We start from the raw sequence: 22,863 nt of genomic DNA, 5'->3' as shown, positions 1-22,863 counted from the left end.
GCTGGTCACCATACGTGGGGGTCGAGGACCTAGGCAGCCTGCTCGCCTCCTTCAGCGGGCGTCGCCGTGAGGACGACGTTGTGCAGTTCCTCGCCGCGCGCGTAGCGGTGCAGCTGACGTCGGATGAAATCCGTGGTCCGGGTGGGAAAGGCATCGGTGAACGCGGCGACGTGCGGGGTGATGAGCGCGCCGGGCAGGCTCCACAGGGGGTGTCCGGCGGGCAGGGGTTCGGGGTCGGTGACGTCGAGTGCGACGCGCAGCCGCCCCGCCCGTACCTCCCGAACCACCGCGCTGGTGTCGACGAGTTCGCCACGGGCGACGTTGACGAGCAGCGTCCCGTCCTTCAGCCGGGCCAGCGCCTCCGTGCCGAACATCCCGTGTGTGCCCTCTGTCAGCGGCGCGCACAACACCACGGCGTCCACGGTCGGCAGCAGTACGGGCAGCTCCGCCGCCCCGTGCACTTGGCCGGCGGGTGTGGTGCGCGCGGTCCGGGCCACGAGGACGACCTCGCACCGAAACGCGCTGAGCCGGGCGGCGACCGCGGCGCCGACCGCGCCGTAGCCGACGACGAGGACCCTCTTGCCGACCAAGGTGGAGTGGACTTCAGGCACCCACTCCCCCTGTGCCTGGTGGGCGGTGAACCGGTCGAGGCCCCGGCACAGGGACAGCAGCAAGGTGACGGCCAGTTCGGCGGTGGTCTCGCGGTGCACGCCGCGCCCTGTGGCCAGCCGACTGCCGGCGGGCAGGTCCCCGAGCAGTGGCGTCATGTGGTCGTAGCCGGAACTGAGCAGTTGAAGCACTTCGAGGTTGCGCATGCGGGGCAGTACGGGGCGCAGGACCCGTTCGGCACCGGGCGCGGGGATGCCGACGAGGAAGCGGACGTCGGCGGGGTCACCGGGCAGCGGTCCGGTACCGTCCCAGTAAGCGTAGGAGAGCCGGTCAGGCAGGCCTGGAATCTGATTTCGGTGGTAGGGGAGCCAGACGGTCGCGCCGTCCTTCATCATGCATCAGCTTCTTCCGCTCTGGTGTCACACGCCTTTGGGACGTGTGTAACTGGGCCCGGGGTTCACGTGAGCCCCGCCAACCGCATATGTGGACTGGTTTCAGGTGCTACATGGTCGACCGGGGAAGGCTGATCAGCGCGGAGTCCTCGCGGGCCGTCCGGAAGATCTCCGCCCGACCCACCGACGTGCGCCGGCGTAGCAGAGCGCGACGCTCCCACTCGGTCATCGCGCCCCAAACCCCGTACGCCTCACGGTGGTCGAGGGCATGGGCGAGGCAGTCGAGCCGTCCGGGGCAGTCCAGGCACAAGGTCTTGGCATCGTTCTGGGCTGGTCCCTCGACGAACATTCGGTCCGACTGCGTCCGGCACAACGCTTGGTCAGCCCAGTCCATGCCATCTCGCTTCCCAGCGGACGCCGGTCGGGCCCGCCCTTGCGTCCGTACACACGCACAGGTAGATACGTGTGAGCCTATCTCACATGTGTCTTATTCGTCGCGCCGGGCATCGTGCAGGAGACGGCAGGTAAATACCAAACCCGGCATCACCTCGGGGAGTTCCTCGAACCGGCTCTCGCCGCTGATCAGAGCGTCCAACACCGGGTCGGCGAGCAGGTCGAAAGCTGGGGCGAGCAGGTCGGCATAGGAGTGGAAAGGGCGATGCGCCGGTCGCCCTACCAGCTCAGGTCGACCACGGCGGCCTCGGCCCGAAGCCGTTCCAGGGAGCGGGCGAGACCCTGTTCGGTGGCACTGGCGTGAAGGACGAGACCGCACTCCCCCAGTGCCTGGGGCGGCGGAGCGTAGTCGGCGCCGAGCACCTTCGCGGTCTCGGCCCGCCCCGGATCGGTCTCCATCAACTGCACCCGCACACCGGGGGATCGGGCCAGCAGGGCCGCCACCGAGCAGCCGACAACGCCACCGCCGACCACGGCGATCCGGCCCCCGACCAGGGGCGCGGCCGGCGAGCGCAGAGTCCGGTACGACAGTGACAGCGGCGGCCGGGACGACGTACCGCGTCTGATGGAGCGGAGACAGAACGCGCGCGCCGAGTGGCTCCTGGCAGTGTTCCTCCTCGTGGTCCGGGGCTGTCACGCCGCCGGAACATGTCTCGTGGCAGAAGGTACATATCCGCTCGCGGTGAGGCGTCGGGGGCGGTGCGGAAACCGCCGGTGGTGGGGCCAGCCCTACAGATGGCCTCTCCAGGCGTGTGGGCCAGCCGTACAACACGAACTTTCCGGCCATAGAGGCTGACGGATTCTTCCGTGCGTTCTAGTCTTCTGCATGAGGTGTGAGGGGGCGGACGGCCAGACGTATCACGAGCACGACCGCTCGCCCTCAGGGATCACACCGAGGAGGGCCGGACCGACCACCAGCCGCGATGTCCCCTGAACAGCCGTCCGAGACCGGTTGCGGGCACGCATCACCCTTGAGCCCGGGCGGCTGACCGAGGGGACACCTGTCACGACGGCAGGGAGGGACAACAACGTACCCTCACAAGTGCTTTGGCCTGTTCCATGCGCCTGAATGCGAGAGCGTTCGGGCCGGGCTGGTTCATCGGGGAAGGGAGTGGGGGACGGTGGAGTCAGTGATCGGGACGATGATCGGACGCGACAGCGAGCAGGAGGTGCTGTCCGCGTTCGTGGCGGCCCCCGGAGGCAGGGCGCTCGTGCTGCGCGGCGACTCTGGTGTGGGCAAGAGCGCGTTGCTGGGACATGTGTCGCAGCTCGCGGTGGCGGAGCGGTACCGGGTGATCCGGGCGGCCGGAGTTGAGGCGGAGTCGGAACTTCCGTTCGCCGGGCTGCACCAGTTCCTGTATCCGCTGTTGTCCTACATCGACCGGCTGGACCAGGTCCACCGCAAGGTCTTCGACGTCGTCTTCGGCAGGAGCGAAGGCACTCCCCCGTCGGTCATGACCCTCGGAATCGCCGTCCTCGACCTGCTCTCCTTGGCCGCCTCTCAGCATCCACTGCTGCTCGTTCTGGACGACGGGCAGTGGCTGGACGCTTCCAGCACCGAGGTGATCGGTTTCGTCGGGCGTCGCCTCACCGGCAGCTCGGTGAAGCTCGTCGTCGTCCTGCGGGCTGGTGTGCCCTCGGGCTTCGACACCGCTGCGCTGAAGGAACTTGCGGTGACCACACTGTCGGAGAAGGCCGCCGAGCAGATGCTGGACCTGCACCACCCCGGACTGGCCGACCGTGTGCGCCGCCTGGTCCTGGAGGAGGCTCAGGGCAATCCGCTGGCCCTGTTGGAACTGCCTCCGTACGTGCGCGACCGTCGAACGGGGCACGCGCCGGAGGAGCCCTTCGGCTACACCGGCATCCCCCTGCCGCAGCGCCTGCAACAGGTCTACGGCGCCCGGATCAAGGCTCTGAGCGACCCCGTCCGCGCGGAGCTGCTGCGCGGCGCCCTGGACGGTGTCGGGGCCGGTACGGCGGCCGGTCAGGCCAGGGGTGGCCGGTACCGGATGACTGACACCGACGAGGCCACCGACTATGGGCTGCTGGTGGTCGATCCGCTCAGTGGTGACTTCGTCTTCCGGCATCCGCTGGTGCGGTCGTCCGTGGTGCAGACGGCGACTCCGAACGAGCGGCGCGCGGCACATACCGTACTCGCCGACGTCCACCGCGACAACGTGGAGCGGCGGGCCACGCATCTGGCGGCGTCGGCCGTCGACCCGGACGAGGCGGTCGCCGCCGCTCTGGAAGCGGCCGCCGAGTCCGCCACCCGGCGCGGCGGCGCGGTCGCCGCCGTGGCCTGGCTGACCCGCGCCGCCGAACTGAGCGAAACCCACCAAGAACGGTCCCGCAGACTGGGCAGCGCGGCGTACGTCGCCGGACACTCGGGCCGGTTGGACCAGGCAAGGCAGCTGGTCCGCGCAGGTGCCGGCGTAGACACCGGCGGCTCCCCGGACTCGGTGGTCGCGTCGGGCTATGTCGCCTTCTTCGAGGACGGGGACATCCGCTCCTCGCAGCACCAGGTCTTCGCCGCGATCGAGAGTCTGCGCGACCGCGGGGTCGGCCAGTCGAACGAGGTGCTCACCCGGCTGATCGACCTGCTGCTGGCCATCAGCCAGTACGGCAGTGACGAGGCGTGGTGGCTGCGGGTCCACGAGTTGCTGGACAGCCTGGGCGACCTGGTGCCCGCGCACTCGCGCATCTACCAGGACGCGTGGGGTGACGTCGTCCTGCGCGGGGCCGGGGTGAACGAACGGCTGGAGCGTGCCTTCGCCGACGTGCACTCGCTGGAACCTTGGGACGTCACCCGGCTGGGCGCCGCCGCCTATCACGTGGACGCGCTCAGTCAGTACCGGCCACATTTGCAGCGCATGGTGGACCGCGAGATCGAGACGGGCGCCCTGGCGGACGCCATGACGATGCTGCATCTGATCATGCTGGACCAGATCGCGGTGGGTGAGTGGGACGAGGCGGAGCGCACTGGGCGGCGCTGCCTGGAGCTGACGACGACGCACAAGCACGCGTTGTTCGTCCACCACACGCATGCCTACTTGGGGTTGTTGGCGGCGTTGCGGGGCCAGGTCGAGCACGCACGCGAGTTGCAAGCCACCGTCGACACCTGGGCCCGCCCCCGCGGCATCGGCTTCCTCACCCAGATCACCGACACCATCGGCACCACCACCGCCCTCGCCGAAGGCGACTACGAAGCCGCATACCTCCACGCCATCGGCATCACACCCCCCGGCACCTTCCACCCCTACGCCCACCAAGCCCCCCGCACCCTCCTCGACCTCGTCGAAGCAGCCCTCCACACCGGCCGCACCCAACAAGCCCACCAACACGCCCAAGCCGCCCACCACGCAGGCCTCCCCCACATCAGCCCCCGCCTCGCCCTCACCACCTACGGCGCCCTCGCCATGACCACCCCCGACCCCACCCAAGCCGACCACTACTACCACCAAGCCCAAACCCACCCCCACGCCCACCACTTCCCCTACGAACTCGCCCGCATCCACCTCGCCCACGGCATCCGCCAACGCCACACCCACGGACCCAAAACCGCCCGCCCCTCCCTCACCCTCGCCGCCCAGACCTTCCAACGCCTCGGGGCCGCCACCTGGGCCGAACGCGCCCAAGCCGAACTCCGCGTCTCCGGCCTGGTCACACGCGCGACCACGCAACTGACCGAACTCACCTGGCAGGAGCGCCGGATCGCCGACCTCGCCGCAAGCGGCCTGACCAACAAGGAGATCGGCGAACGCATGCACCTCTCCCCACGCACCGTCAGCTCACACCTCTACCGAGTCTTCCCCAAACTCGGCATCACCTCCCGCGCCGCCCTCCGCGACGCCCTGGGCAGGATCCGCGACGACCAGAACGTGTGAGTGCGCCCTCCCGGGTTCCTACAGGGGGTGGGCCCGCAGACCGTGTTCGTCGAGCCAGCCGAGCACGTAGTCCGCGACGAACCTCCATCCGTTGTCGATGGTCAGTGAGTGCGCGCGGTCCGCGAACTGCTTGAGGTCGGTGACGGCCATGGAGTCGCCGTACTGCTTGTACGCCGCGCGCGTGGCGGCGTCAGGCACCAGCAGGTCCTCCTGTCCCGAGATCAGCAGGAGCGGGCCGCGGCCCGCGTTGCCGACGTCGGCCACCGCGCGCGGACTGCGCGCCGAGTCTCCGCAGCCGAGGTCGGCGAGCAGCCGGCGGGGTGTCGGCACGACATAGCGTTCGTAGAGTCGGGCGGACTCGTCCGCGGTGACGGTGTTCGCAAAGAGCCGATGGAACTGATCCGAGGACAGGGAAACTGTTGGATCAGTGTCGTCGGACTGGCCCGGGTGCCACAGCCCGGTCTGCGGGGCGGACACCGCGATGTCGTTGACCGGAGCGGGGGCGATGGCCACTGCGGCCTGGCCGATGTTGGCTCCGATGAGGTGTTGGGCGATGAGCCCGCCGACCGAGTGACCGATGATCACCGGCGCAACATCGAACGAGCCTACGATTTTGGCGTAGTGGTCCGTCAGCAGGTCCAGGCCGATGTCGGTGAGCCGGTCGGAGGACTTCCGCATCTCCCCCACGGTGAACGCCTCCCCCGGCCAGCCCGGTGTGAACGCGAGGAAGCCCCGGCTGGCGAAACGCTCCGCCCACGACTCCCATGACAACGCGTGAAGCCACGCACCATGGATGAAGACGACGGGGGTACGGTTCACGGCTGCTTCCTCCGAGCACGACGACCACCCGGCACCGGCACGCGGGCGACCGTTTCAGCATCCTTCAAGGGCAGGTCAAGGGCGACAGTCGAATGACTTAATGTTCTTGGTCCGTGGTGTCCGACAGCGCCGGACAGCCCGTTCCCGGCGCCCCGGCCAAGTCGCCGCAAACGGACACGGGGCCGTCTGGAGCCGATCCCCCGCCCGCCCGGCACGGCGCCCGGGGCCCAACTCGGTCAAGTTGACCGGTCAAGTGACTTATGTACGTCGCTCTCGTGGCGGCAACAGTGGACGAGGCCAGCTTCCGCCACAGAGAGGGGCCAACTCGCCATGAGCGGCAACCCATCGGATCGACAGACCTGCCGCGCGGTATCGCACGGCCGCTCCGAGCTGGTCCTGGACATCGAGCGCGTACTGAACCTCACTACTCGGCAGCCCGTACGCGCCGCATTCCGGTTCGCCCCGGACACTCCCTGGGTCGTGTCCGTGGAATTGGCCATCAAGGGCGGCCCCTGCGTCCAGTGGCGGATCAGCCGCGCCCTTCTGCACCAGGGGCTCTACTCGGTGAGCGGCCTCGGTGACGTCCAGCTCTGGCCGTCCTACCCCGCCGACGGCGCCACCGCACGGCTGCGGCTGACATCCCGCGACACCGCTGCGCTGTTCGAGCTGCCCGTGCCGCCGCTGGCAGAGTGGCTGGCCGAGACCTACGAGGTGGTACCCGCCGAGGCCGAACTCAGCAAGATCGACTGGGACGCCGCGACCGTGGATCTGCTCCAGGAGCCCCAGACTCACTGCGACTGACCATGGTCGAGGGTCCTAAGCCCGCCCGTCGACCAGTGGTCGTGCGGATTGCTGCGCCCCGAGCGCTCCGCACAGCCGCCGGTGCGAACGTGCTTTCAGGGCGAGCGCGCGATGCCCATGCCGATTGGTCGAGCCGATCCGCCGGCACACGTCGAACAGCCGCCACTCCACCAGCCAGCCTGCGGTGGTCAGTTGGTCATGGACGAACGCCACGCTCCATGCCCCGTGGGGTATGCATCCAGATGCGGCGTTCGCCAGGGGGAGCGCGCAGGGCTGAACAGGCCGCAGCAGGTCGTTCGCCATCCGGTGCTCCCGTCTCCCTGCGGCCATAGGGGACAAACATGTTGAAGTCTCCCACCAAAGCCGTTTGCTTCGCTTTCCTGTGAACCTGCCGTGCCCTCAACCCCGTTGCCCTGGTGAAGAGCTCCTGCGTCAGGGTGTTGGTTGGCTGGCCTGGACGCAGGACGGGGTGGTCGTCCTCGTGATCTTCCCCCGACGCGAGGGCGGCCGCCCCACTCACAATGGACTGTCAGGACCTTGGGGTGAGGTCCTGACAGTCTGCGGTTCGCGCGGCTTCGAAGTGGGCTCGCAGTCCGGCCGGAGGCGCGGTGATCTTGCGGGTGCCGAGGTCGATCCAGGCGCCCAAGGTGCGTACCTCGGCAGCCCTTTCACCACTCGCGCGCGTCAGAATGTGCTCGAACTGCCAGCGCGAACCGTCCTCGCTCAGTCCGATGACGTGGGTGCCCACGGTGACGACTTCGGCGGGGAAGACCTCGCGCCGATAGCGGACATCATCGCTGAGTGTCACGGGGGCGAGTCCTGCCTGGCGCAGGGCTTGTGGGCTCCAGTCCGCTTCCATCAGGATGGCGAGCCGGGCCGAAGCGGCGTACTCCAGATATCTCGTGTTACGCAGATGGCCGTTGGCGTCCACATCGTCCCAACGGACCTCGAAGGTTTTCGTGAATGCCTTTGACATGTCTGAGGACCAGCCTTTCCGCGTCAAGCAGCCTGTCGAGGCTGCGCGCTTCTTGATACACGTGTCGAACCCTTCAACGGGTTCAGCGTTCTCAGCCGCGCGAGCAAGAGCGATGTGTGAGTATTCGCACCTGCTCAAACATTTGGTCGTATCGGAAGGAAACCGCGTGAGCCTCATGTCGGTCCGGCGATTCGCCGTGGCCTCCGCCACAGCGGTCACCGCAGTCGGAAGCGTCGTCGGCGTCGCTGGTACCGAGCACTCAGTTCCAGTGCTTCAGCAACCTCGTCGTGGACCACGAGCCCAGCTAAAACTAGGCCGCCGTCAACGCCTCCTCAGGCGCCGGACCAACCCGGCCACCCAGATCAAGTGGGGCCTCAACTACATGAACAGCGCCTATGGAAGCCCGTGCGACGCATGGCCCTTCTGGCAGACCAACCACTGGTACTGAGGCCGTCTCCTGTAAACGTTCAAGATAGAAAACACGTGTCGCGATCGGGAGGACGAGGTATGAGCGGAATACCGGGAGACACCGGCCCCGCACAGGACGCGGCCCTGACCCGGGCGGCGCAGTCAGGCGACGTGTCGGCGCTGGCCCTGCTCCTCGAGCGGCACCGGCCCGGCATGCGGGCAGTGGCCCTCAGCCTGCTGGGACCGGGCCCGGACGTGGACGACGTCCTCCAGGAGGCGGCGCTAGTGGCGCTGCGCCGGATCGTGGACGTCCGCGATCCGGAGGCCGTGGGGCCCTGGCTGCGCATGGTCGTGCGCAACAACTGCCGCACGCTGCTGCGGGCCGCCCGGCGGGTCGAGCCCATGGAGGCGGTCCCCCTGCCCGCTTCCGGCGCCACGCCCGAACAAGTCCTCCAGAACCATGCGTTGCGGGACTGGGTCTGGGAGGCCGTGGAGGCGCTGTCGCCCACACTGCGCCTGCCGCTCGTGCTGCGGTACTTCTCCACCGGGGTGACCTCCTACCAGCAGATCGCCGAGGCCTGCGCGGTGCCGGTGAGCACGGTACGCAGCCGACTGAACCAGGCACGCGCGGCCCTCGCCCAGGCCCTCACCGCCGCTGCGGCCTCAGCCCACGACGACATGACACGCCGCACGGAAACCAGTTGGCAGGAGGCGCGCGAGACCCTCGCAGCCGCGGAACGCGGCGAGTTCGGCGCGGTGGTCAAGGACCGCTACTCCCCCGAGGTCTCGCTGCTGGCCGGAGGTCAACGGCTGGGTGGGGCCGGTCTGTTGCTCGCGGGCATGGAGGGGGACCTCTCAGCCGGGGTGCGTCAGCGCCCCCTGCATGTGGTGGCCGGGCGGTCGCTGGTGGTCTGGGAGATGGAACTGGTCAGCCCGCCCAACGACCCGGACCATTGCCCTCCCGGGGTGGCCTGGATCATGTCGCTGGAGGGCAGCCGCTTCGACCGGGTCTCCCTCTACCACGCGGCGCGTCCCCCGCACGCGCCCGCTCCCGCGGCAGCCTGAACACGGGCCCACCCCGGAGGAGTGACCCAGATCACCTGCCGCCGATAGAACTCCCCGGTGCCTGGTGCGTCGTGTCGGTGTCACAGACACCTGCGGATCCACGGAGATCTCCATGAACATACCCCTCGCACCCACCGGTCCCCTCTCCCTCGGCACCCACTCCTACCAAACGGGCGGAATCGTCCAGCGCTATCACGTCCACGGCAGCGGCCCCGTATGCGTGGCGCACTCCGGCGGTCCCGGCATCTTCTACGAGTACCTGCGCATGCCCGCTCTCGAGGAGCACCTGACGATGGTCTACGTCGAGCCCGTGGGCACCGCCGAGGACAGCCGGCTGCCCTCGCATCCGCACGGCTACACCCGCGAGCGCTACAGCCGCTTCCTTCAGGTGCTGATCAGCCGGCTCGGGGTGCCCCGGGTGCACCTGCTCGGGCACTCGCACGGCGCGTTCGTGACCGCCTATCACGCGCTGCACCGGCCTGAGCAGGTGGCGGGCGTCGTCCTGTACGAAGGCGCGCCCGTCACCGGGCCGGAGCACGGGGCGGAGGCGAGTCGCATGGTGGAGGCGTTCGTCGCCAAGCATGCGGGCCACCCGGGGCTGCCGGATGTGCTGGCCGCGTTCGGCGCCATGGCAGATATCTCCAGCGACGAGCAGACCGTTGCGGTAGCGCGCGGAGTCCTGCCCTCCTACTTCGCCGACTACTGGGGCAATGAGGAAAAATTGGCCCCCTTCCGGGACGCGGTGCAGGCCACCTACATCTCGGGCCTGGACGAGAACCTCGTACCGGAAAGCATCGACGACCGGACCGCGCTGAAGAGCCTGGAGCCGCCGGCTCTGGTCATCGTGGGCCGACACGACGTGATCTGTGGGCCGCGCTGGGCGTACGAACTGGCCGAGCTGATCCCCGACTCACGGCTGCTCGTACTGGAGAACAGCGGGCATATGGGGCACATCGAGGAGCCGGAACTGTTCGCGAACACCGTCCGTGACTTCGTCCTGCGGACCGGGCGGTAGCGCACAACAAAGGTTCACGGGCGTCGCCCTGCTCGATGGCGCCCGTGAACCCGGGACGGGAGACGGTCCGTCGTAGTCCTGTAGAACTGTCTCCCCGCTTCGGGGGTCGAAGCCCGTGAAATGCTGTGCACGACATGTCGATCAGGCCGTACAGAGCCGTAAAAAACGGTGACGAACCGTGGAGACTCAGGGCACCGAAGCCACGGCTGCCGATCCCGACTGAGACCGGGGCGTCTTCGCTCCCGGCTTCCTCGGCTCGATCGTGCGCGGGTCAATGGCCTCGCCCGGGGCGCCCTCACGGTAGAGGCCGTCGGGGAGGCTGTCACGGTCGTGCGGCAGCAGGAAGAACACGCGCCGCTTGTACAGGCCGCTGTCCGGGTCCGGCGAGGCGTCCTCGTCCAGCAGCGCGTAGCCCACCATGCGGCCGTCGCGCGCGTACGGCGGCTTGGTGTTGCGCCGCTTGGTCTTGTCCAGTGCCTGACGGACGTAGTCGAGCCGTTCGAGGTTCTCCAGCCACACCACCTCGGCCTCGTGGATGAGGTCGCTCTCGGTCAACAGCGAACTCATGGCCGCTGCCCCTCCTTCGTCGGCATGCTCCCCGGCGCCGGGGGCGTCCGGGCATCGATCCGTCCCGCTCGCCGCAAGGTGACGGGCCGCTCCGTGGGGACAACCGGGTACGGGGCCGGGCCCCCATCGTAGAGCGCACCTCGGCATGGGTGTAAGGCACGTCGGGTGGATGACTGCCCCACGCCAGCCCTCATGCCTGCCCCAACAGGCCGATTCCGGGGTAATACTTGCGGCCGTTCGACTTGATCATGTCGGTCGGCGAGGCGACGCCCACCTCCTGGCGGATCCGGTTCGCGAAAGCACGCGGGGTCGCGGGCCGAATGCCTTCGCCGGCGTTGCACCAGGAGCTGTACTCGGCGTAGAGCAAACCCTGCTCCACCCGCAGGTCCTTGCCCGGATCACAGTCCCGCGTGCAGCACTCGGCGAGGAAACGGCCGATGTGGTCCTCGGTGGTGGCATACGCCGTGGTGGCCATACGAACCCGGTCGGGGCCCTCCAGCGGATCTCTGGTGCCCAAGTAGCGCCGCGCCCCCTGGATCAGCCAGTGCAGGATTCCCGGGCCTTCGTCCCGTACAAGTTCGAAGGCGAGGTTGTCGATCCTGCGGTGCGCCGGAACCGTGCGGGTGAAAGGCAGCAGACGGATGCGGCGCCAGAAGGCGAAGCCGCCGGTAGAGACCTCCGGGCGGTGGTTGCCGAGCAGCCACAGGTGATGGGTGGGGGTGAACGAGAAGTAGTCCTGCCGCATCCGACGGGCCTTTATCTTGTCGCCGCCCGTCAGCAGCCGAACGCGTGCCTCGTCGAACTTGTCGTTCGGCTTCAGTTCGCTGCACACCACCAGACGGCGCCCATGTAGTTCGGTCAGTTCTGTGGAGTGCTCCGAGAAGGCGCCCCGGTCCATCAGAAAGCCCGGCGGGGCCGCGTCGGCGTAGTCACCGAGGACCTGAATCATGATGTCGAGCAGGACGGACTTGCCGTTCTTGCCCTCACCGTGCAGGAAGGGCAGCACCTGAGCGCCGACGTCGCCCGTGATGGAGTAGCCGAGCAGCAGATGCAGGAAGTCGATCATCTCCCGGCCCTCGTCGTCGTCCCCGAAGGTGTCGGCGAGGAAGCGGTGCCAGCGCGGCGTCTCCATGTCCTGCGGGGCAACGCTGGTGGCGCGGGAGTGGAAGTCGCGGGTCGGGTCGGGCTTGCGCAGATGCCCGGTGTTCAGGTCGACCACACCCACGGGAGTGCACAGGGCGTAGGGGTCTCCGTCGAGCCGGTCGGGATCGACGGATATGTCAGGCGATGCCTTCGCCTGTGTCAGGAGGGCCTTGAGGCCCGTTGTCGACAGGGTGCGCCGCTTGTGCTGGACGAGGTCACGGTTACTGAAGACACCGCGCGGATCGCTGACCGGCATGTCCTCGGCCATCTCCCCCGCAGCCCACAGGGCGGCCTTCTCCCCTCCCCCACGCTTCCACCGATAGCCGTCCCACGAGAACCAGCCCAAGCCCTCCACATGACGGAACTGGTCACGGTGCAGTTGCACGAAGAGCCGAGCGTTTCCCCGGTCGGAAAGCGAGGGAGGCAACGCGGCCGGCACACCGATGGCAGCCCCCGTGGGAACGCTCACCGTTTGCGGAGCCGACGAGACAAAGGGACCGACCTGCGCGGGAAACCGGGCGGTACTGGGCACCGCGTCCGCCGACCCAAGGTCGAGCATCTGCTGAGCGGCAGCCTGCGGATCAAAACGCGGGGAGTCTTCGGCACTGCTGCTCATGAACGTCCTTTGAGGTGAAGAGGGCGGACGGACCCGACGGCAAGGGGGTCGTCAACGATCTGTTCATCCCTGGACTGCTGCCAAGGGTGGGCACGGTGAACGGCATGGACACATTGCTCGCGACTGGCGGCGAGCTCAAGGCCCGCACCGACCGGGCCACAGGCTGTGCAGGTAACCCTGTTGAGCTTCTCCGAGAAGTCCATTCCCTCCGAAGTAGCAGCCCGCGAAAGGGAGGGCCCTCCGCGGCAGACGCCCTTGGGCATACGGGTACCCCGGGGCACGATGAGGCTGCGGCCCGCCCGCACATCGGCCTGCCGGCCACGCGCCATGTTTCGCCCGGACCCCGTTGAGCAGCGGTAGCGGGTGTTGGCATCAGGGTTCCGGTACGAGACATACAGGCCGCCCGATGAAGGACGCACCCGCAGTGTGTCTTCGTCATACGCCGGATCATGCTCACTTCGCTGGACCGCAAGGAGCGCCGACGTATCGAAGCCAGAGACCGCGGCGAGTTCAACCTGGTCCGGAGCAGAGACACCCGGAAGCGGATGAATCCGGTTTGCCACGGGCACATGGTGAGCACCGATGCCGCTCACGACAAGATCCTCAGAAACACAGGCAACACCCGGGCCCGCGGAACGTGTGTCTGGCCACCATCGCTCAATGAGTTCAGGATCAGTCGTCGCGAAGTGGAAACCATGACAGGGACGGCCTGTGTGGAAGCAGAAGCAGCTCGCCGACTCATGCGGGCCCCTTGAACAGGAAAAATGACAGCTCCTGACAGGCAGACTGCGGCCCGCGCGGAGAGGATGCGCCGCCCAGCCCTGCGCCGCAAACCAGCGGGCGACGGCCTGCGGAGGGGCAGGAGCCGCGGGCGCCACTCTGACGGCACTGTCTCGGTTCTCTCCTTCGCTCAGCACAGGAATCGTCCTCGTCACTTCTGTCTGCCCGCTTACTTCACACACCTGACACGTTGCCAAACCGTCAGGGACCGAAGGGACTCTGATGCGAGAAGAGTGTACGGTCCGCCTTCACAGAAGGAAGGTTGTTCGATCGCCACGGCGTTTTTATTGGGCCCCTCAGTCCCTTGGGTCCCTCAAGGACCACGGTAGGTGTTTCACCGGGCCGCTCGAGGCACTCAGGGGCCAGGGACCGAACGGCGGGGTCTGGATGGAATGAAGAGCACCCGCTCAATCCCTGGGCATCATTGCAGTTCAGAGGCGTACATCCGATCCCGAGAGGGACTGTAGGGACTCTACTTCTCCATTATGAGCTGAAGTTGACATGTGTGTCACATCCTCCCGCGTATATGGATACATGTCTTGCCTGCGTCATCATGGCAAAGTTCAGTCCCTACAGTCCCTGTCAGGTTCTGCAAAGAGCCCTCCGACCTGCGTAAACACCTGGGCCCGCCTCGAGGACCACAGCGCGCCCGGTCCCTCCCCGTGCCCGCCTTCAAACCCTTGGTCTCTGAGGGCTTGTCTCCTCCTATCCTTGAGATCAACATGAGCGTGAATGTTCCTGGTACTGGACTGGGTGCCTTGTTGACACAGCCTCACGCGGTGATTCGCGCCGTGACCCACACCTTCAGCAACCCGGGGCGCTCGCCAACCGCTCGGCCGGAGTGTCCAGGAGGGGTTCCGGTATGGCGAGCAGGTGGGCCGGTCCCCGGGTGGCCAGCCGCCTGCTGGGCTTCTCCTCACACAGCGCCCCGGTGGTCTACGAGCCCCTCCTGGCGGCGGGAGCGTCCGCGAATGCCAGAAAGCCTTCTACGAACCCAATCGGCTGCGGCCGGGTGAGGAGTTGGAACCGCTTGATCGGCCTTCCGGCCAAAGCCGCTGCCGAGTGGCCTAGGCCACTGATCCTGGGCAGGCGCGAACAGCTCGGAACATGTTGTGTCGAGCGTTCCGGCGATCCGATGGATCGGTGCCCGGGCCGCCGGATTCTCGACCCTACGAACCCACTGACCCAGGCCCTTACGTCCCGGGTCAGGTGCTGGTCGGAGCTATCTCCGGGGTGCCCTGCGACCGGGCCGTCTTCTCCCCGAGCCGGCCCGGTCGCAGGGTGCGGGGGTCGACGGCCTCGAGGGGGGAACCGACGGCGTAGGGGCAGTCCTCGGGGTCGTTGGGCCGGTCGTGCGGCAGCAGGTAGAAGGTGCGCCGGGCGAACAGGCCGCTGTCGGCGCTGCGGGGCGCCTTCGGGGTGAGGTTGGCGTATCCGATGAGACGGCCGTCCCGCTCGTAACGGGGCTTGCCGCGGCGGGTGTTGACCTTGTCGAGGGCCTGGCGGACGTAGTCGAGCTCCGCGGGGTCCTCCAGCCACACGAGCTCGGCCTCCTGGGCGAGATCGCCTTCCTGCGGCATCGCGCTCATCGGGCCTCCTTCGTGCGGGCGGCCGTCGGACGGCCGGCTCGGGTGGTCTTCGCTCGGCTGGGTCCAGCTCGGCCGACAAGCGACCGCTTCGGAGAGCCGTCTCCATGGTACGGGCGGTCCGCCAGGGCGGACCGGGGTCCGGGGAGCGTCATGAGGTGGTGTCCCTGTCCTCGGGAGCTTCGGGCAGCAGGGCGAGTCCGGGGTACAGCTTCTTCGTGTTGTTCTTGATCATGTCGTTGGGGGACGAGAGTCCCAGTTCCTGGCGGATGCGACTGGCGAACGCCCGGGAGGTGGAGGCCCGGATGTCCTCGTCGGCGCACCACTGGCAGTAGGCGATGTAGAGAAGCTTCTGCTCGACCCGCAGATCGAGGTCGGGGCGGCCTCCGCTGCCGGTGGTGCAGCGTTCGCCGAGGAAGCGCCCGATGTGGTCCTCGGTGGTCTGGTAGGCGGCGGTGGCGATGCGTACGGAGTCGGGTCCGCGCAGCGGATCGCGGGTGGCCAGGTACCGCTGGGCGCCCTCGATGAGCCACTGCAGGATGCCGGGGCCCTCGTCGGCGACGAGTTCAGCGGCCAGGTTGTCGATCTTCCGGTCGTCGGGCACCCGGCGCTCGAACGGGATCAGCCGCATACGGCGCCAGAACGCGTGCCCGCCGGTACCGACCTCCGGGCGATGATTGCCGAGCAGCCACAGCTTGTGCGTGGGCGTGAATGTGAAGAAGTTCTGCCGCATGCGGCGGGCTGTGATGGTGTCGCCGCCCGTGAGCAGTTTGACACGAGCCTCGTTGAACTTGTCATTGGGCTTGAGTTCGGAGCACACCACGATGCGGCGCCCGTGCAGCTCGGTCAATTCCGTCGAGTGCTCGGTGAACTTGCCCTTCTCCATGAGGAATCCAGGCGGCGCGGCATTGGCGTAGTCGCCGAGGATCTGCATGGTGACTTCCAGCAGGACGGACTTGCCGTTGGCCCCGGACCCGTACAAAAAAGGCAGGACCTGGGCGCCGACGTCTCCGGTGATGGAGTAGCCGAGGAGCAGGTGCAGGAACCGGATGGTCTCCTCGCCCCGGGAGTCGTCGCCGAAAGTGTCGGCCAGGAAGTTGTGCCAGCGCGGGACCGGCATCTTCTGTGGTGCGACGGTGGTGGCCCGCGAGTGCATGTCGGTCAGCGGGTTCGGCTTGCGCAACACCCCGGTGCGCAAGTCGACGACGCCGGACGGGGTGCACAGGGCGTAGTTGTCGCCGTCGAGCAGGTCGGGGTCCAGCCGCAGCGCCGGGGCCGCCTGCGCCTGGTAAAGCATGGCCTTGACCCCGGAGGTCGACTCGGAGTGGCGGCGGTGGGCAGCGACCTGACGGTCGGTGAAGCGGCCGGAGGGGTCGCGGTCGCCGATTTGCTCGGCCATCTCCCCCGCCGCCCAAACGGCGGCTTCCTCTCCCCCGGTGAGTTTCCAGCGGTAGGTGTCCCAGGTGTGCCAGCCCATCCCGAGCACATAGCGGAACTGGTCGGAGTAGAGCCGGGCGAAGAGCTTGGCGTTGCCCCGGTCGGTGAGAGAGTCCGGTACGAAACCTGGCTGGGACGTTTCGGAAACGGGGCTCTGGTCGCGCTGCTGCGCGGGCAGTTGGGGATGATGCGGCGCCGGCAGGGGGAAGTCGAGGGCCTGCTGGTTGATCTGCGCTGCTGCGGCTTCCGCGTCGAAGCGGGCGGGCGGTTCGGCGCTCATGAGCGTCCTCGGGGATGGAGCGGGCGCTGGGCGCCGGCGGACAGAGCGGACTCGATGATCGTGCGGCTGCGGCGTTCCTGGCCGGGGCGGGCGGTGCGCGCCACGTCCCACAGCAGGGCCAGGCCCTCGGCCTCCGTGAGATACCCACCCGCGGTCAGTCCGCCGACGGTGTAGGCGGCACGGTTGAGCTTCTCGGAGAAGCTCGCGCCTTCCGGTACGGCGGCGCATGCGGCGACTTCGGCGAGAAGCGGAGCGAGCAGCCGGTCGGCGCCCTTGCCCGGCCGGCTGCGCCGCGGTACCGGCACCGGTGCGGCTGCGGGCGAGGGCGGGACATGGCCGGTGCGCACGAGCTCCGCGGCAAGCCAGTCGGGCAGCAAGGCCGGGGTGCGGGCGGTGCCCAGGGGGCGGTAGCTCCCGGCGGTGGTGCGGGTGGCAGGCGCAACGATGTAGCCGTTGTCGGCCCGGACATCGACCTGCCAGGCCAGCGCGGTCTTCGGGCTGGAGCCGGTGGAAGAGCGATAGCGGATGCGCGGATCGGGGTTGGTGTACCAGACGTGCACCCCGCCCGAGGGAGTACGCACTCTCAGAGTGGTCTCGTCCTCTGCGGGGCTGGGCTGTCCTCGCAGCGCGGCAAGCAGGGCGAGCGTGTCAAAACCGGTGGCCAGGCCCGCCAGATCGACCTGGGGGCCGATCGGGATCCCGGGCAGCAGGCGCGAGCGGTCGGGGACCTGCGCGGCATGCGCGTCGACGTCGAGAACCACGAGGTCGGCCGGACCGCAGGAGACACCGACCCCGAAGCGGGGCTGAGCGCCCCACCAAGCGTCGATCAGAGCGGGATCCGTGGTCGCGGCGTGGAACCCGTGGCACCAGCGGCCCTGCGTGCGACACGGACAGTCGGCCGGCGCGTGCCGGTCCGCCTTGCAGGCGCCGCAGTTGGCCGGGGGGACTTTCTGGCGGGGGGCCAGGGGGTGGACTGGCCAACCTGCCCGGGCGCACCAGCGGGCCACCTCGTGCACGGCATGCACGGCAGAAGTCGCGGTCTCGCGGGGCACCTACGGTCCTTGTCATGGTTGAGGCGATGCTGTCGTCGTCGAAAAATCCCTTGTCTCCCCTTGTAAGAGGCGACTGCGCGGGCCCAACGGGACTGAAGGGACTGAGGTTTCAACTTTGCGGCACCGAGCGTAGCCCACAAGGGGAGGCAATCCGTGAGCAGGGCGGGGCGTGTCGCGAAAGTTCGGTCCCGTCAGTCCCGTGCAAGAGGGGGTGATGGGCCACTGACCTGGACTTTTAGTAACAGGACTCATCAACGGGACCCGGCCCCCCCCCGGGGGTAGACGCACGCAGCCCGCAGGTGGGGGTCCCTCTGGGTGTTCCCCCAGGGCGTCTCGCCGACGTCTTGAGTCCCGTCAGCCACTCAGCCACTTCGGTCCCGTGGAATAAAACCCCTGGTCAGCGGTGCTTTGCTCTCCCGTCACGGGACTGACGGGACCGAACCCTGTAGTTATCTGCTGTGTAAACACATCCTCTTCATGCATGCGTACGCGCGTACGAGACTGTGTTCTATGTAGCTGATAACTACAGGACTGAGTCCCGTCAGTCCCGTGCCCCACGGTGTGAGCGGCTCTGACCTGGGCTTTTAGCAACGGGACTGAGCAACGGGACTCAGCCCACGGGACTCAGCAGCGCACCTTGTCGGCGCCGTCAGGGCAGCCGCGGTGACCGTTGGACCATGGTTCCCTGTGGGAGCGAGCGGGCGTGACCGCGCCTCCGCCCTGGATGTCAGTGCCGGCTGCTTGCATGAGCCCATGGACACCGTGCACACGACCGCCGCCCTTCTCCCGGACCCCGCCGAGCTCCACGGGTACCTGCGTGCGCTGGCCGTGCTGGACCAGGCCATCTGCCGCGACCCGCGGTTCTCCCGCTACTCCTTCTTCACCGCCTGGGGGCCTGGGACGGAGGCGGCCCTGATGGACAACGGCTCGGGTGACGACTTCTCCGTCCTCTTCCCCTCGGCCGGTGTGCTCGTCCGAGGCTTCGACCACGAGTCGGAGATGAGCCCGTACGCCGCGGACGATGAACAGGTCTGGCCCGGTGTCATCGACGAGGTGCCCGCCGCGCTGCGCCCGCTCCTGGACGACCCGGCCTTCGTCGACGAGGGCATCGGCGTCCCGCGGGTCACCGCCTGCCTGTGGTGGGAGATTGGTGGCAGCACCTGGCGCACCGGCTCGGGCATCGAGTTCCCCTCGGGCAACCCGGACCCGGACGGCTCCGGGCGCCTCTTCCGCCTCCTCACCGACCGCTCCCCCGAGGCCGTCCAGGCGCACTTCGAGGAGGACTACGGGCGGCCCGTCCCCCTCGACACCGTCCGCCACGTCCTTGCGGGCCACCCCCTGACCCCCGAAGGCGCCCGCGGGCTCAACCCGGCCGCCCTCGCCGACGAGGCCCTGCTTCGCCGGATCGCCGCTGACCCCGAGGTCGAGGCGTACCTCGCCTGCGACGGCGAGTTCGACCTCACGCGGACCGACCCCATCGAGTCGATCGCCCTGCCAGCCGGTCTCCCGGTGGAACCCGTGGCCGGCTGCAACGCGGGAGGCACCCACTACCTCTGCGCCCCGGCTGGCTCCGACCGCGTCCGCCCCGTCCTCTACACCGACTCCGAGGGCCAGGCTTCCCTCATCGCGGAGTCCCTAGCCGAGGCCCTGACCCTGGCCATCGTCCTCCCCTCCTGGCACGACGCCCTGGCCGGCTTCCGTCCCCCCGCACTCAACGCCGACTACCTTGAGGACAACCCGGACCACTCCGAGGTCCGCGACCGCCTCCTCGCCGCCCTCCGACTCCCCCCGGCCACCGAGCCCGATGTCCTGGCCCGCCTCCTCACCACGGCCGCCCGCACCGTCCCGGACGGCTTCCTCCCTTCGGTCGAGGGCGAAGAGGACGCGGCCTTCGAACCGATGCTCCGTCTGCCGGCCGAGTAGGACAGCACCGCCGCGCGCCGCCTTCCGGACCCGACACACCGCCACAGCGAAGCCATGACCGCACTGCCCCACTGGATGTGCCTGCCCCGGGCGGAGGGCTGATTCACGGAGGACGTGGAGGGATGGCCGCCACCGGGCATCACAACGACGTCTTACCCATGGCGGCCCCGAAGAGCTTCAGGATCAGTCGTAGATCGCTTGGCGGACGCCTGGAGCCGATACGCCCCAGGTGACCAAAAGGCGTTGGGTGTGGATCCTTTGAAGTGACCGTCGGGACGGCGTGGGTCAGTCATGATTCGCGTCGGGGCGAGGTCCTCTCAGTCAGCATCGGCAGCGACGCCAAGTGCTCCTCGGGCACGTCGAATGCCTCCGTCAGGGCCGTCAGATGCGGCGCAAGCCTCACTGTCAGGTTGCGCACCGTGTCGGGGAGGGAGCGGACCTGATCGGCGCTAAGGACGCCCTCGGCCAGCAGGAGTCCGCTGATCGGGGCCAGCCGGTCGAGCAGGAACAGGGTGCGCAGATCTTCCAGGGCGGCGCGGGTATCGGGGTCGGTGACCTGGGAGCAAGCCGAGGCGAAGGCGTCGGCGGCCTGGCCCAGCGTGTAGGTCTCGACCAGGGCGAGGGCCGCGGCGGAGGCATGGTTCCAGCGCCCGAGCGCATCGCCTGTACCGCCTCGGACGTCGCGGCGCGCGGTCAGGTGCCAGTAGCGTTCGGCGGCGGCCAACGCGCGGCGCAGGAAGGCGGGGTCGGTCAGGGACTCCTGACCGGTCGCCGCCGTCTCCGGTTCCGGGGCGGCTGCGTGCCCGAAGATCATCTCGGCTCCCGCTTTGCACCAGATAGCCAGGTTGTCGCCCTCTGCGGTGATGGCGCCATCGGCGTTCGCGGTGAATTCGGCGAGGCCGTTCACAGGGAACAGCGCGCGGGCGCCGCACCGTTCGCGGGCCTCCGTGGTGATGTCGCGGGCCTGCCAGGTGATCCAGCCCTTGGCCATCGCCACCAGCCGGGCTGCTTCCGCCTCGTCCTCGGGGCCGTGGGTGATCCAGCGTTCGGTGACGACCCGGTGCAGGAAGGTCATGGCGTAGACGGTGGCCGCGCAGGACAGGAGACGGGCATGGTGGCTGCGGTGTGCCGCCAGTTGGACGCGCTCTCCGGCCACCGGCCCAGAGATGTGACGCAGGTACGCGTAACGCACCGCGATCGCCAGCGCCGCACGGCTGCCGCCCAGAGTGCTCGCACTCATACACAGCTTGCCGACCGTCACCCGGCGGATGGCATGCAGGAACCGTTTGCGCGGACTGCCCAAGGCGCTGGTGAAGATGCCCTCGTCCGTGAGCCGTCCGTGCGCGCCCTGGAGCAGTGCGGTTCGGGGCAGGCGCACGTGGTCGAAGCTGGTGACACAGTGGTCCACCGGGCTGCCGATCCGGTCCGGCAGCATCGTCACTGTCACGCCCGGCAGGGTTCCGCGCTGGTCGCTGAGCGGGGTGAGGAAGAGGAAGACGCCCTCGTCCCGGTCGTCGACCACCAGCCGCGCCGCGACCACCGCGGTCTTCGGTCCGCCCGCGGGGCTGGTGTTGGGCATGTACTTCCGCGCGCCCTCGTGCGGGGTGTGCAGCACGAACCCGTCCCGCTCACGGTCGTAGCGAGCGATGGTCTCCAGCGCCGCCGCATCGTTGCCATGCGCGTGCTCGGTGCACAGGAAGGTCCCGGTGGCCGCCAGTGCGGTGAACTCGGCCAAGTTGCGGGCGGGGGACACGTCGTCGTCGAGGAGGCTGCCGAGGAAGAGGTTGTAGTGGATGCCCGCCACCGTCGCCGTGGCCCCGTCCACCACCGAAGCCCACTCGTGCAGGGCGGCCAGCGCGCGCGGGTCCCGGGCCAGATCCTGCACGCACAGCACTTCCTCGTTCAGGGCCCGCAGCCGGTCATACGACTGTTGCCATCGCTCCTCGACATACAGGTCGGTACGGTGGCGGAACAGGTCCGTCGAAATCGCCTTGCGCCACGCCGCATGGAGGTCGGGCCCCGAAAGCGTGTTGCACAAGGCCGTGAACTGGGCATATCCGGTGTATGGCTGGGGTGTTGAGGGCTGAACGGGTGTGGGTGGAGACGTTCACGGGGCTGTCGATGGAGCAGTTCGGGCGGCTGCTGAGGGTGGTCCGTGACCGAGGCGGCAACGGCACGCTGCGGGGCCGTCCGTGGTGTCTGCCGCTGGCCGAACGGGTCTTGATCGTGGCCGTGTACTACCGCACCAACCTGACCATGCGGCAGCTCGGGCCGCTGTTCGGGACCTCTTCCTCGACCGTGTGCCGGGTGATCCAGAAGCTCGGCCCGCTGCTCGCGCTGGAGCCGGTGGCCCGTCCGGCCGACGCGGCGGACCGGTTGTGGATCGTGGACGGCACCCTCATCCCGGTCCGCGACCGGCACGTCGGCTCCTCCTCACGCAACTACCGGTTCTCCGCAAACGTGCAGGTCATTGTGGATGCCGACACCCGTCTCGTGATCGCCGCGGCCCGGCCGGTGCCGGGCACCACCGCGGACGCGCACGCCTGGCGGGCCTCCGGCCTGGCCCAGCACTGCCAGGGCGTGACCATGCTGGCCGACGGTGCCTACCTCAACTGCGGGATGGTCACCCCGCACCGCAAACGCCCCCGACGCGAGCTGCTGGCGGGCGAGGAGGCCGACAACGCCGCCCATCGCACGGTGCGGGCCCGGGTGGAGCATGTGATCGGCCGGATGAAGAACTACAAGATCCTCCGCGACTGCCGGCAGCACGGCGACGGCCTTCACCACGCCGTCCAAGCCGTCGCCCAGATGCACAACCTCGCCCTCGCCTCATGACCAGAGGACTGCCCTCACTAACCCTGACCTGCCCGAACACCGCCTTGTGCAACACGCTTGAATCGCCGTCCCGGAAGAGGATCCCGGTGAGCGCCTGCGAACGAAGCGCGCGCCGCGGACCGTCCTGGACCTGCCAGCTCATGTTGATCGTCATACCCGGCCAACGACATGATCCGCACGCGGAAACCAGGGCAAAGTAAACAATCGGTTAATGGTGACCCG

Annotated in this window: 18 protein-coding genes and 2 pseudogenes; 7 read left to right on the top strand and 13 right to left on the bottom strand. The window is 68.5% G+C overall.

Annotated features, from left to right (window positions below; all coding sequences use genetic code 11):
• Nucleotides 1-29: 29 nt before the first annotated feature.
• The 3 genes and pseudogenes from V2W30_RS40510 to V2W30_RS40500 all read right to left on the bottom strand — a co-directional run.
• Complete coding sequence (locus V2W30_RS40510) at nt 30-1,004, bottom strand: NAD(P)-dependent oxidoreductase (RefSeq protein WP_425244733.1); 975 nt, start codon at nt 1,002-1,004, stop codon at nt 30-32.
• Between the two features lie 106 nt (nt 1,005-1,110).
• On the bottom strand, nt 1,111-1,395 hold the full coding sequence (locus V2W30_RS40505; protein ID WP_338704180.1) for a WhiB family transcriptional regulator: 285 nt from the start codon (nt 1,393-1,395) through the stop codon (nt 1,111-1,113).
• A 93-nt stretch (nt 1,396-1,488) separates the two neighbouring features.
• Nucleotides 1,489-2,022 (bottom strand): annotated as a pseudogene (locus V2W30_RS40500) (NAD(P)-binding protein); the annotation flags it as partial.
• Nucleotides 2,023-2,596: 574 nt separating this feature from the next.
• Between V2W30_RS40500 and V2W30_RS40495 the strand changes: the two are divergent.
• A complete protein-coding gene (locus V2W30_RS40495) occupies nt 2,597-5,338 on the top strand; it encodes a helix-turn-helix transcriptional regulator (protein WP_425244740.1) in 2,742 nt (913 codons plus the stop codon).
• Nucleotides 5,339-5,356: 18 nt separating this feature from the next.
• Here V2W30_RS40495 and V2W30_RS40490 read toward each other — a convergent pair whose 3' ends face one another.
• Nucleotides 5,357-6,157, bottom strand: a complete 801-nt coding sequence (locus V2W30_RS40490) for an alpha/beta hydrolase (protein ID WP_338704178.1) — start codon at nt 6,155-6,157, stop codon at nt 5,357-5,359.
• A gap of 330 nt (nt 6,158-6,487) precedes the next feature.
• Between V2W30_RS40490 and V2W30_RS40485 the strand changes: the two genes are divergently transcribed.
• Nucleotides 6,488-6,958 (top strand): SsgA family sporulation/cell division regulator, encoded by a 471-nt coding sequence (locus V2W30_RS40485; RefSeq protein WP_338704176.1) that lies wholly within the window; start codon nt 6,488-6,490, stop codon nt 6,956-6,958.
• 15 nt (nt 6,959-6,973) lie between these two features.
• Here V2W30_RS40485 and V2W30_RS40480 read toward each other — a convergent pair whose 3' ends face one another.
• A complete protein-coding gene (locus tag V2W30_RS40480) occupies nt 6,974-7,261 on the bottom strand; it encodes a hypothetical protein (RefSeq protein ID WP_338704174.1) in 288 nt (95 codons plus the stop codon).
• Between the two features lie 226 nt (nt 7,262-7,487).
• A complete protein-coding gene (locus V2W30_RS40475) occupies nt 7,488-7,934 on the bottom strand; it encodes an acyl-CoA thioesterase (protein ID WP_338704173.1) in 447 nt (148 codons plus the stop codon).
• A gap of 340 nt (nt 7,935-8,274) precedes the next feature.
• On the opposite strand from V2W30_RS40475, the pseudogene V2W30_RS41790 reads away from it, so the two are divergent.
• The 3 genes and pseudogenes from V2W30_RS41790 to V2W30_RS40460 all read left to right on the top strand — a co-directional run.
• Nucleotides 8,275-8,382, top strand: a pseudogene (locus V2W30_RS41790) (lytic transglycosylase domain-containing protein); the annotation flags it as partial.
• A gap of 59 nt (nt 8,383-8,441) precedes the next feature.
• The gene (locus tag V2W30_RS40465) at nt 8,442-9,407 is read left to right on the top strand and encodes a sigma-70 family RNA polymerase sigma factor (RefSeq protein WP_338704172.1); all 966 of its coding nucleotides are present in this window, start codon (nt 8,442-8,444) and stop codon (nt 9,405-9,407) included.
• Between the two features lie 112 nt (nt 9,408-9,519).
• Nucleotides 9,520-10,422 carry an alpha/beta hydrolase gene (locus V2W30_RS40460; RefSeq protein WP_338704171.1) on the top strand — a complete coding sequence of 301 codons (903 nt, stop codon included), beginning with the start codon at nt 9,520-9,522 and terminating at the stop codon, nt 10,420-10,422.
• A 186-nt stretch (nt 10,423-10,608) separates the two neighbouring features.
• Here the strand turns inward: V2W30_RS40460 and V2W30_RS40455 are convergent, their stop codons facing one another.
• The 6 genes from V2W30_RS40455 to V2W30_RS40430 form a co-directional block, all read right to left on the bottom strand.
• Complete coding sequence (locus tag V2W30_RS40455; protein ID WP_338704169.1) at nt 10,609-10,989, bottom strand: DUF6009 family protein; 381 nt, start codon at nt 10,987-10,989, stop codon at nt 10,609-10,611.
• Nucleotides 10,990-11,179: 190 nt separating this feature from the next.
• Nucleotides 11,180-12,748 (bottom strand): DNA primase family protein, encoded by a 1,569-nt coding sequence (locus tag V2W30_RS40450; RefSeq protein ID WP_338704168.1) that lies wholly within the window; start codon nt 12,746-12,748, stop codon nt 11,180-11,182.
• Entirely contained in the window at nt 12,745-13,626 is an 882-nt protein-coding gene (locus V2W30_RS40445; RefSeq protein WP_338704401.1) for a bifunctional DNA primase/polymerase, read from the bottom strand. The genes V2W30_RS40450 and V2W30_RS40445 overlap by 4 nt, the downstream gene beginning before the upstream one ends.
• Nucleotides 13,627-14,733: 1,107 nt before the next feature.
• A complete protein-coding gene (locus V2W30_RS40440; protein ID WP_338704166.1) occupies nt 14,734-15,117 on the bottom strand; it encodes a DUF6009 family protein in 384 nt (127 codons plus the stop codon).
• 148 nt (nt 15,118-15,265) lie between these two features.
• On the bottom strand, nt 15,266-16,831 hold the full coding sequence (locus V2W30_RS40435) for a DNA primase family protein (RefSeq protein WP_338704165.1): 1,566 nt from the start codon (nt 16,829-16,831) through the stop codon (nt 15,266-15,268).
• Nucleotides 16,828-17,838: a bifunctional DNA primase/polymerase gene (locus V2W30_RS40430; RefSeq protein WP_338704400.1), complete on the bottom strand. Its 1,011-nt coding sequence runs from the start codon at nt 17,836-17,838 to the stop codon at nt 16,828-16,830. Before V2W30_RS40430 ends, V2W30_RS40435 begins: the two co-directional genes overlap by 4 nt.
• Nucleotides 17,839-18,636: 798 nt before the next feature.
• On the opposite strand from V2W30_RS40430, the gene V2W30_RS40425 reads away from it, so the two are divergent.
• A complete protein-coding gene (locus tag V2W30_RS40425; RefSeq protein WP_338704164.1) occupies nt 18,637-19,806 on the top strand; it encodes a hypothetical protein in 1,170 nt (389 codons plus the stop codon).
• A gap of 289 nt (nt 19,807-20,095) precedes the next feature.
• Here V2W30_RS40425 and V2W30_RS40420 read toward each other — a convergent pair whose 3' ends face one another.
• Nucleotides 20,096-21,844: an acyl-CoA dehydrogenase gene (locus V2W30_RS40420; protein ID WP_338704163.1), complete on the bottom strand. Its 1,749-nt coding sequence runs from the start codon at nt 21,842-21,844 to the stop codon at nt 20,096-20,098.
• 26 nt (nt 21,845-21,870) lie between these two features.
• Between V2W30_RS40420 and V2W30_RS40415 the strand changes: the two genes are divergently transcribed.
• The gene (locus V2W30_RS40415; protein WP_338693547.1) at nt 21,871-22,641 is read left to right on the top strand and encodes a transposase family protein; all 771 of its coding nucleotides are present in this window, start codon (nt 21,871-21,873) and stop codon (nt 22,639-22,641) included.
• Nucleotides 22,642-22,863: the final 222 nt, after the last annotated feature.

This window comes from Streptomyces sp. Q6 (assembly GCF_036967205.1).
Classification (GTDB): Bacteria; Actinomycetota; Actinomycetes; order Streptomycetales; family Streptomycetaceae; genus Streptomyces; species Streptomyces citrinus.
This window is presented reverse-complemented; position numbering and strand designations above follow the sequence as displayed.

Coding starts and splice junctions, on each gene's coding strand:
- V2W30_RS40510 (WP_425244733.1), bottom strand. CDS start 1,004: ATGATGAAGGACGGCGCGACCGTCTGGCTCCCCTACCACCGAAATCAG.
- V2W30_RS40505 (WP_338704180.1), bottom strand. CDS start 1,395: ATGGACTGGGCTGACCAAGCGTTGTGCCGGACGCAGTCGGACCGAATG.
- V2W30_RS40495 (WP_425244740.1), top strand. CDS start 2,597: ATGATCGGACGCGACAGCGAGCAGGAGGTGCTGTCCGCGTTCGTGGCG.
- V2W30_RS40485 (WP_338704176.1), top strand. CDS start 6,488: ATGAGCGGCAACCCATCGGATCGACAGACCTGCCGCGCGGTATCGCAC.
- V2W30_RS40480 (WP_338704174.1), bottom strand. CDS start 7,261: ATGGCGAACGACCTGCTGCGGCCTGTTCAGCCCTGCGCGCTCCCCCTG.
- V2W30_RS40475 (WP_338704173.1), bottom strand. CDS start 7,934: ATGTCAAAGGCATTCACGAAAACCTTCGAGGTCCGTTGGGACGATGTG.
- V2W30_RS40465 (WP_338704172.1), top strand. CDS start 8,442: ATGAGCGGAATACCGGGAGACACCGGCCCCGCACAGGACGCGGCCCTG.
- V2W30_RS40460 (WP_338704171.1), top strand. CDS start 9,520: ATGAACATACCCCTCGCACCCACCGGTCCCCTCTCCCTCGGCACCCAC.
- V2W30_RS40455 (WP_338704169.1), bottom strand. CDS start 10,989: ATGAGTTCGCTGTTGACCGAGAGCGACCTCATCCACGAGGCCGAGGTG.
- V2W30_RS40450 (WP_338704168.1), bottom strand. CDS start 12,748: ATGAGCAGCAGTGCCGAAGACTCCCCGCGTTTTGATCCGCAGGCTGCC.
- V2W30_RS40440 (WP_338704166.1), bottom strand. CDS start 15,117: ATGAGCGCGATGCCGCAGGAAGGCGATCTCGCCCAGGAGGCCGAGCTC.
- V2W30_RS40435 (WP_338704165.1), bottom strand. CDS start 16,831: ATGAGCGCCGAACCGCCCGCCCGCTTCGACGCGGAAGCCGCAGCAGCG.
- V2W30_RS40425 (WP_338704164.1), top strand. CDS start 18,637: ATGGACACCGTGCACACGACCGCCGCCCTTCTCCCGGACCCCGCCGAG.
- V2W30_RS40415 (WP_338693547.1), top strand. CDS start 21,871: ATGGCTGGGGTGTTGAGGGCTGAACGGGTGTGGGTGGAGACGTTCACG.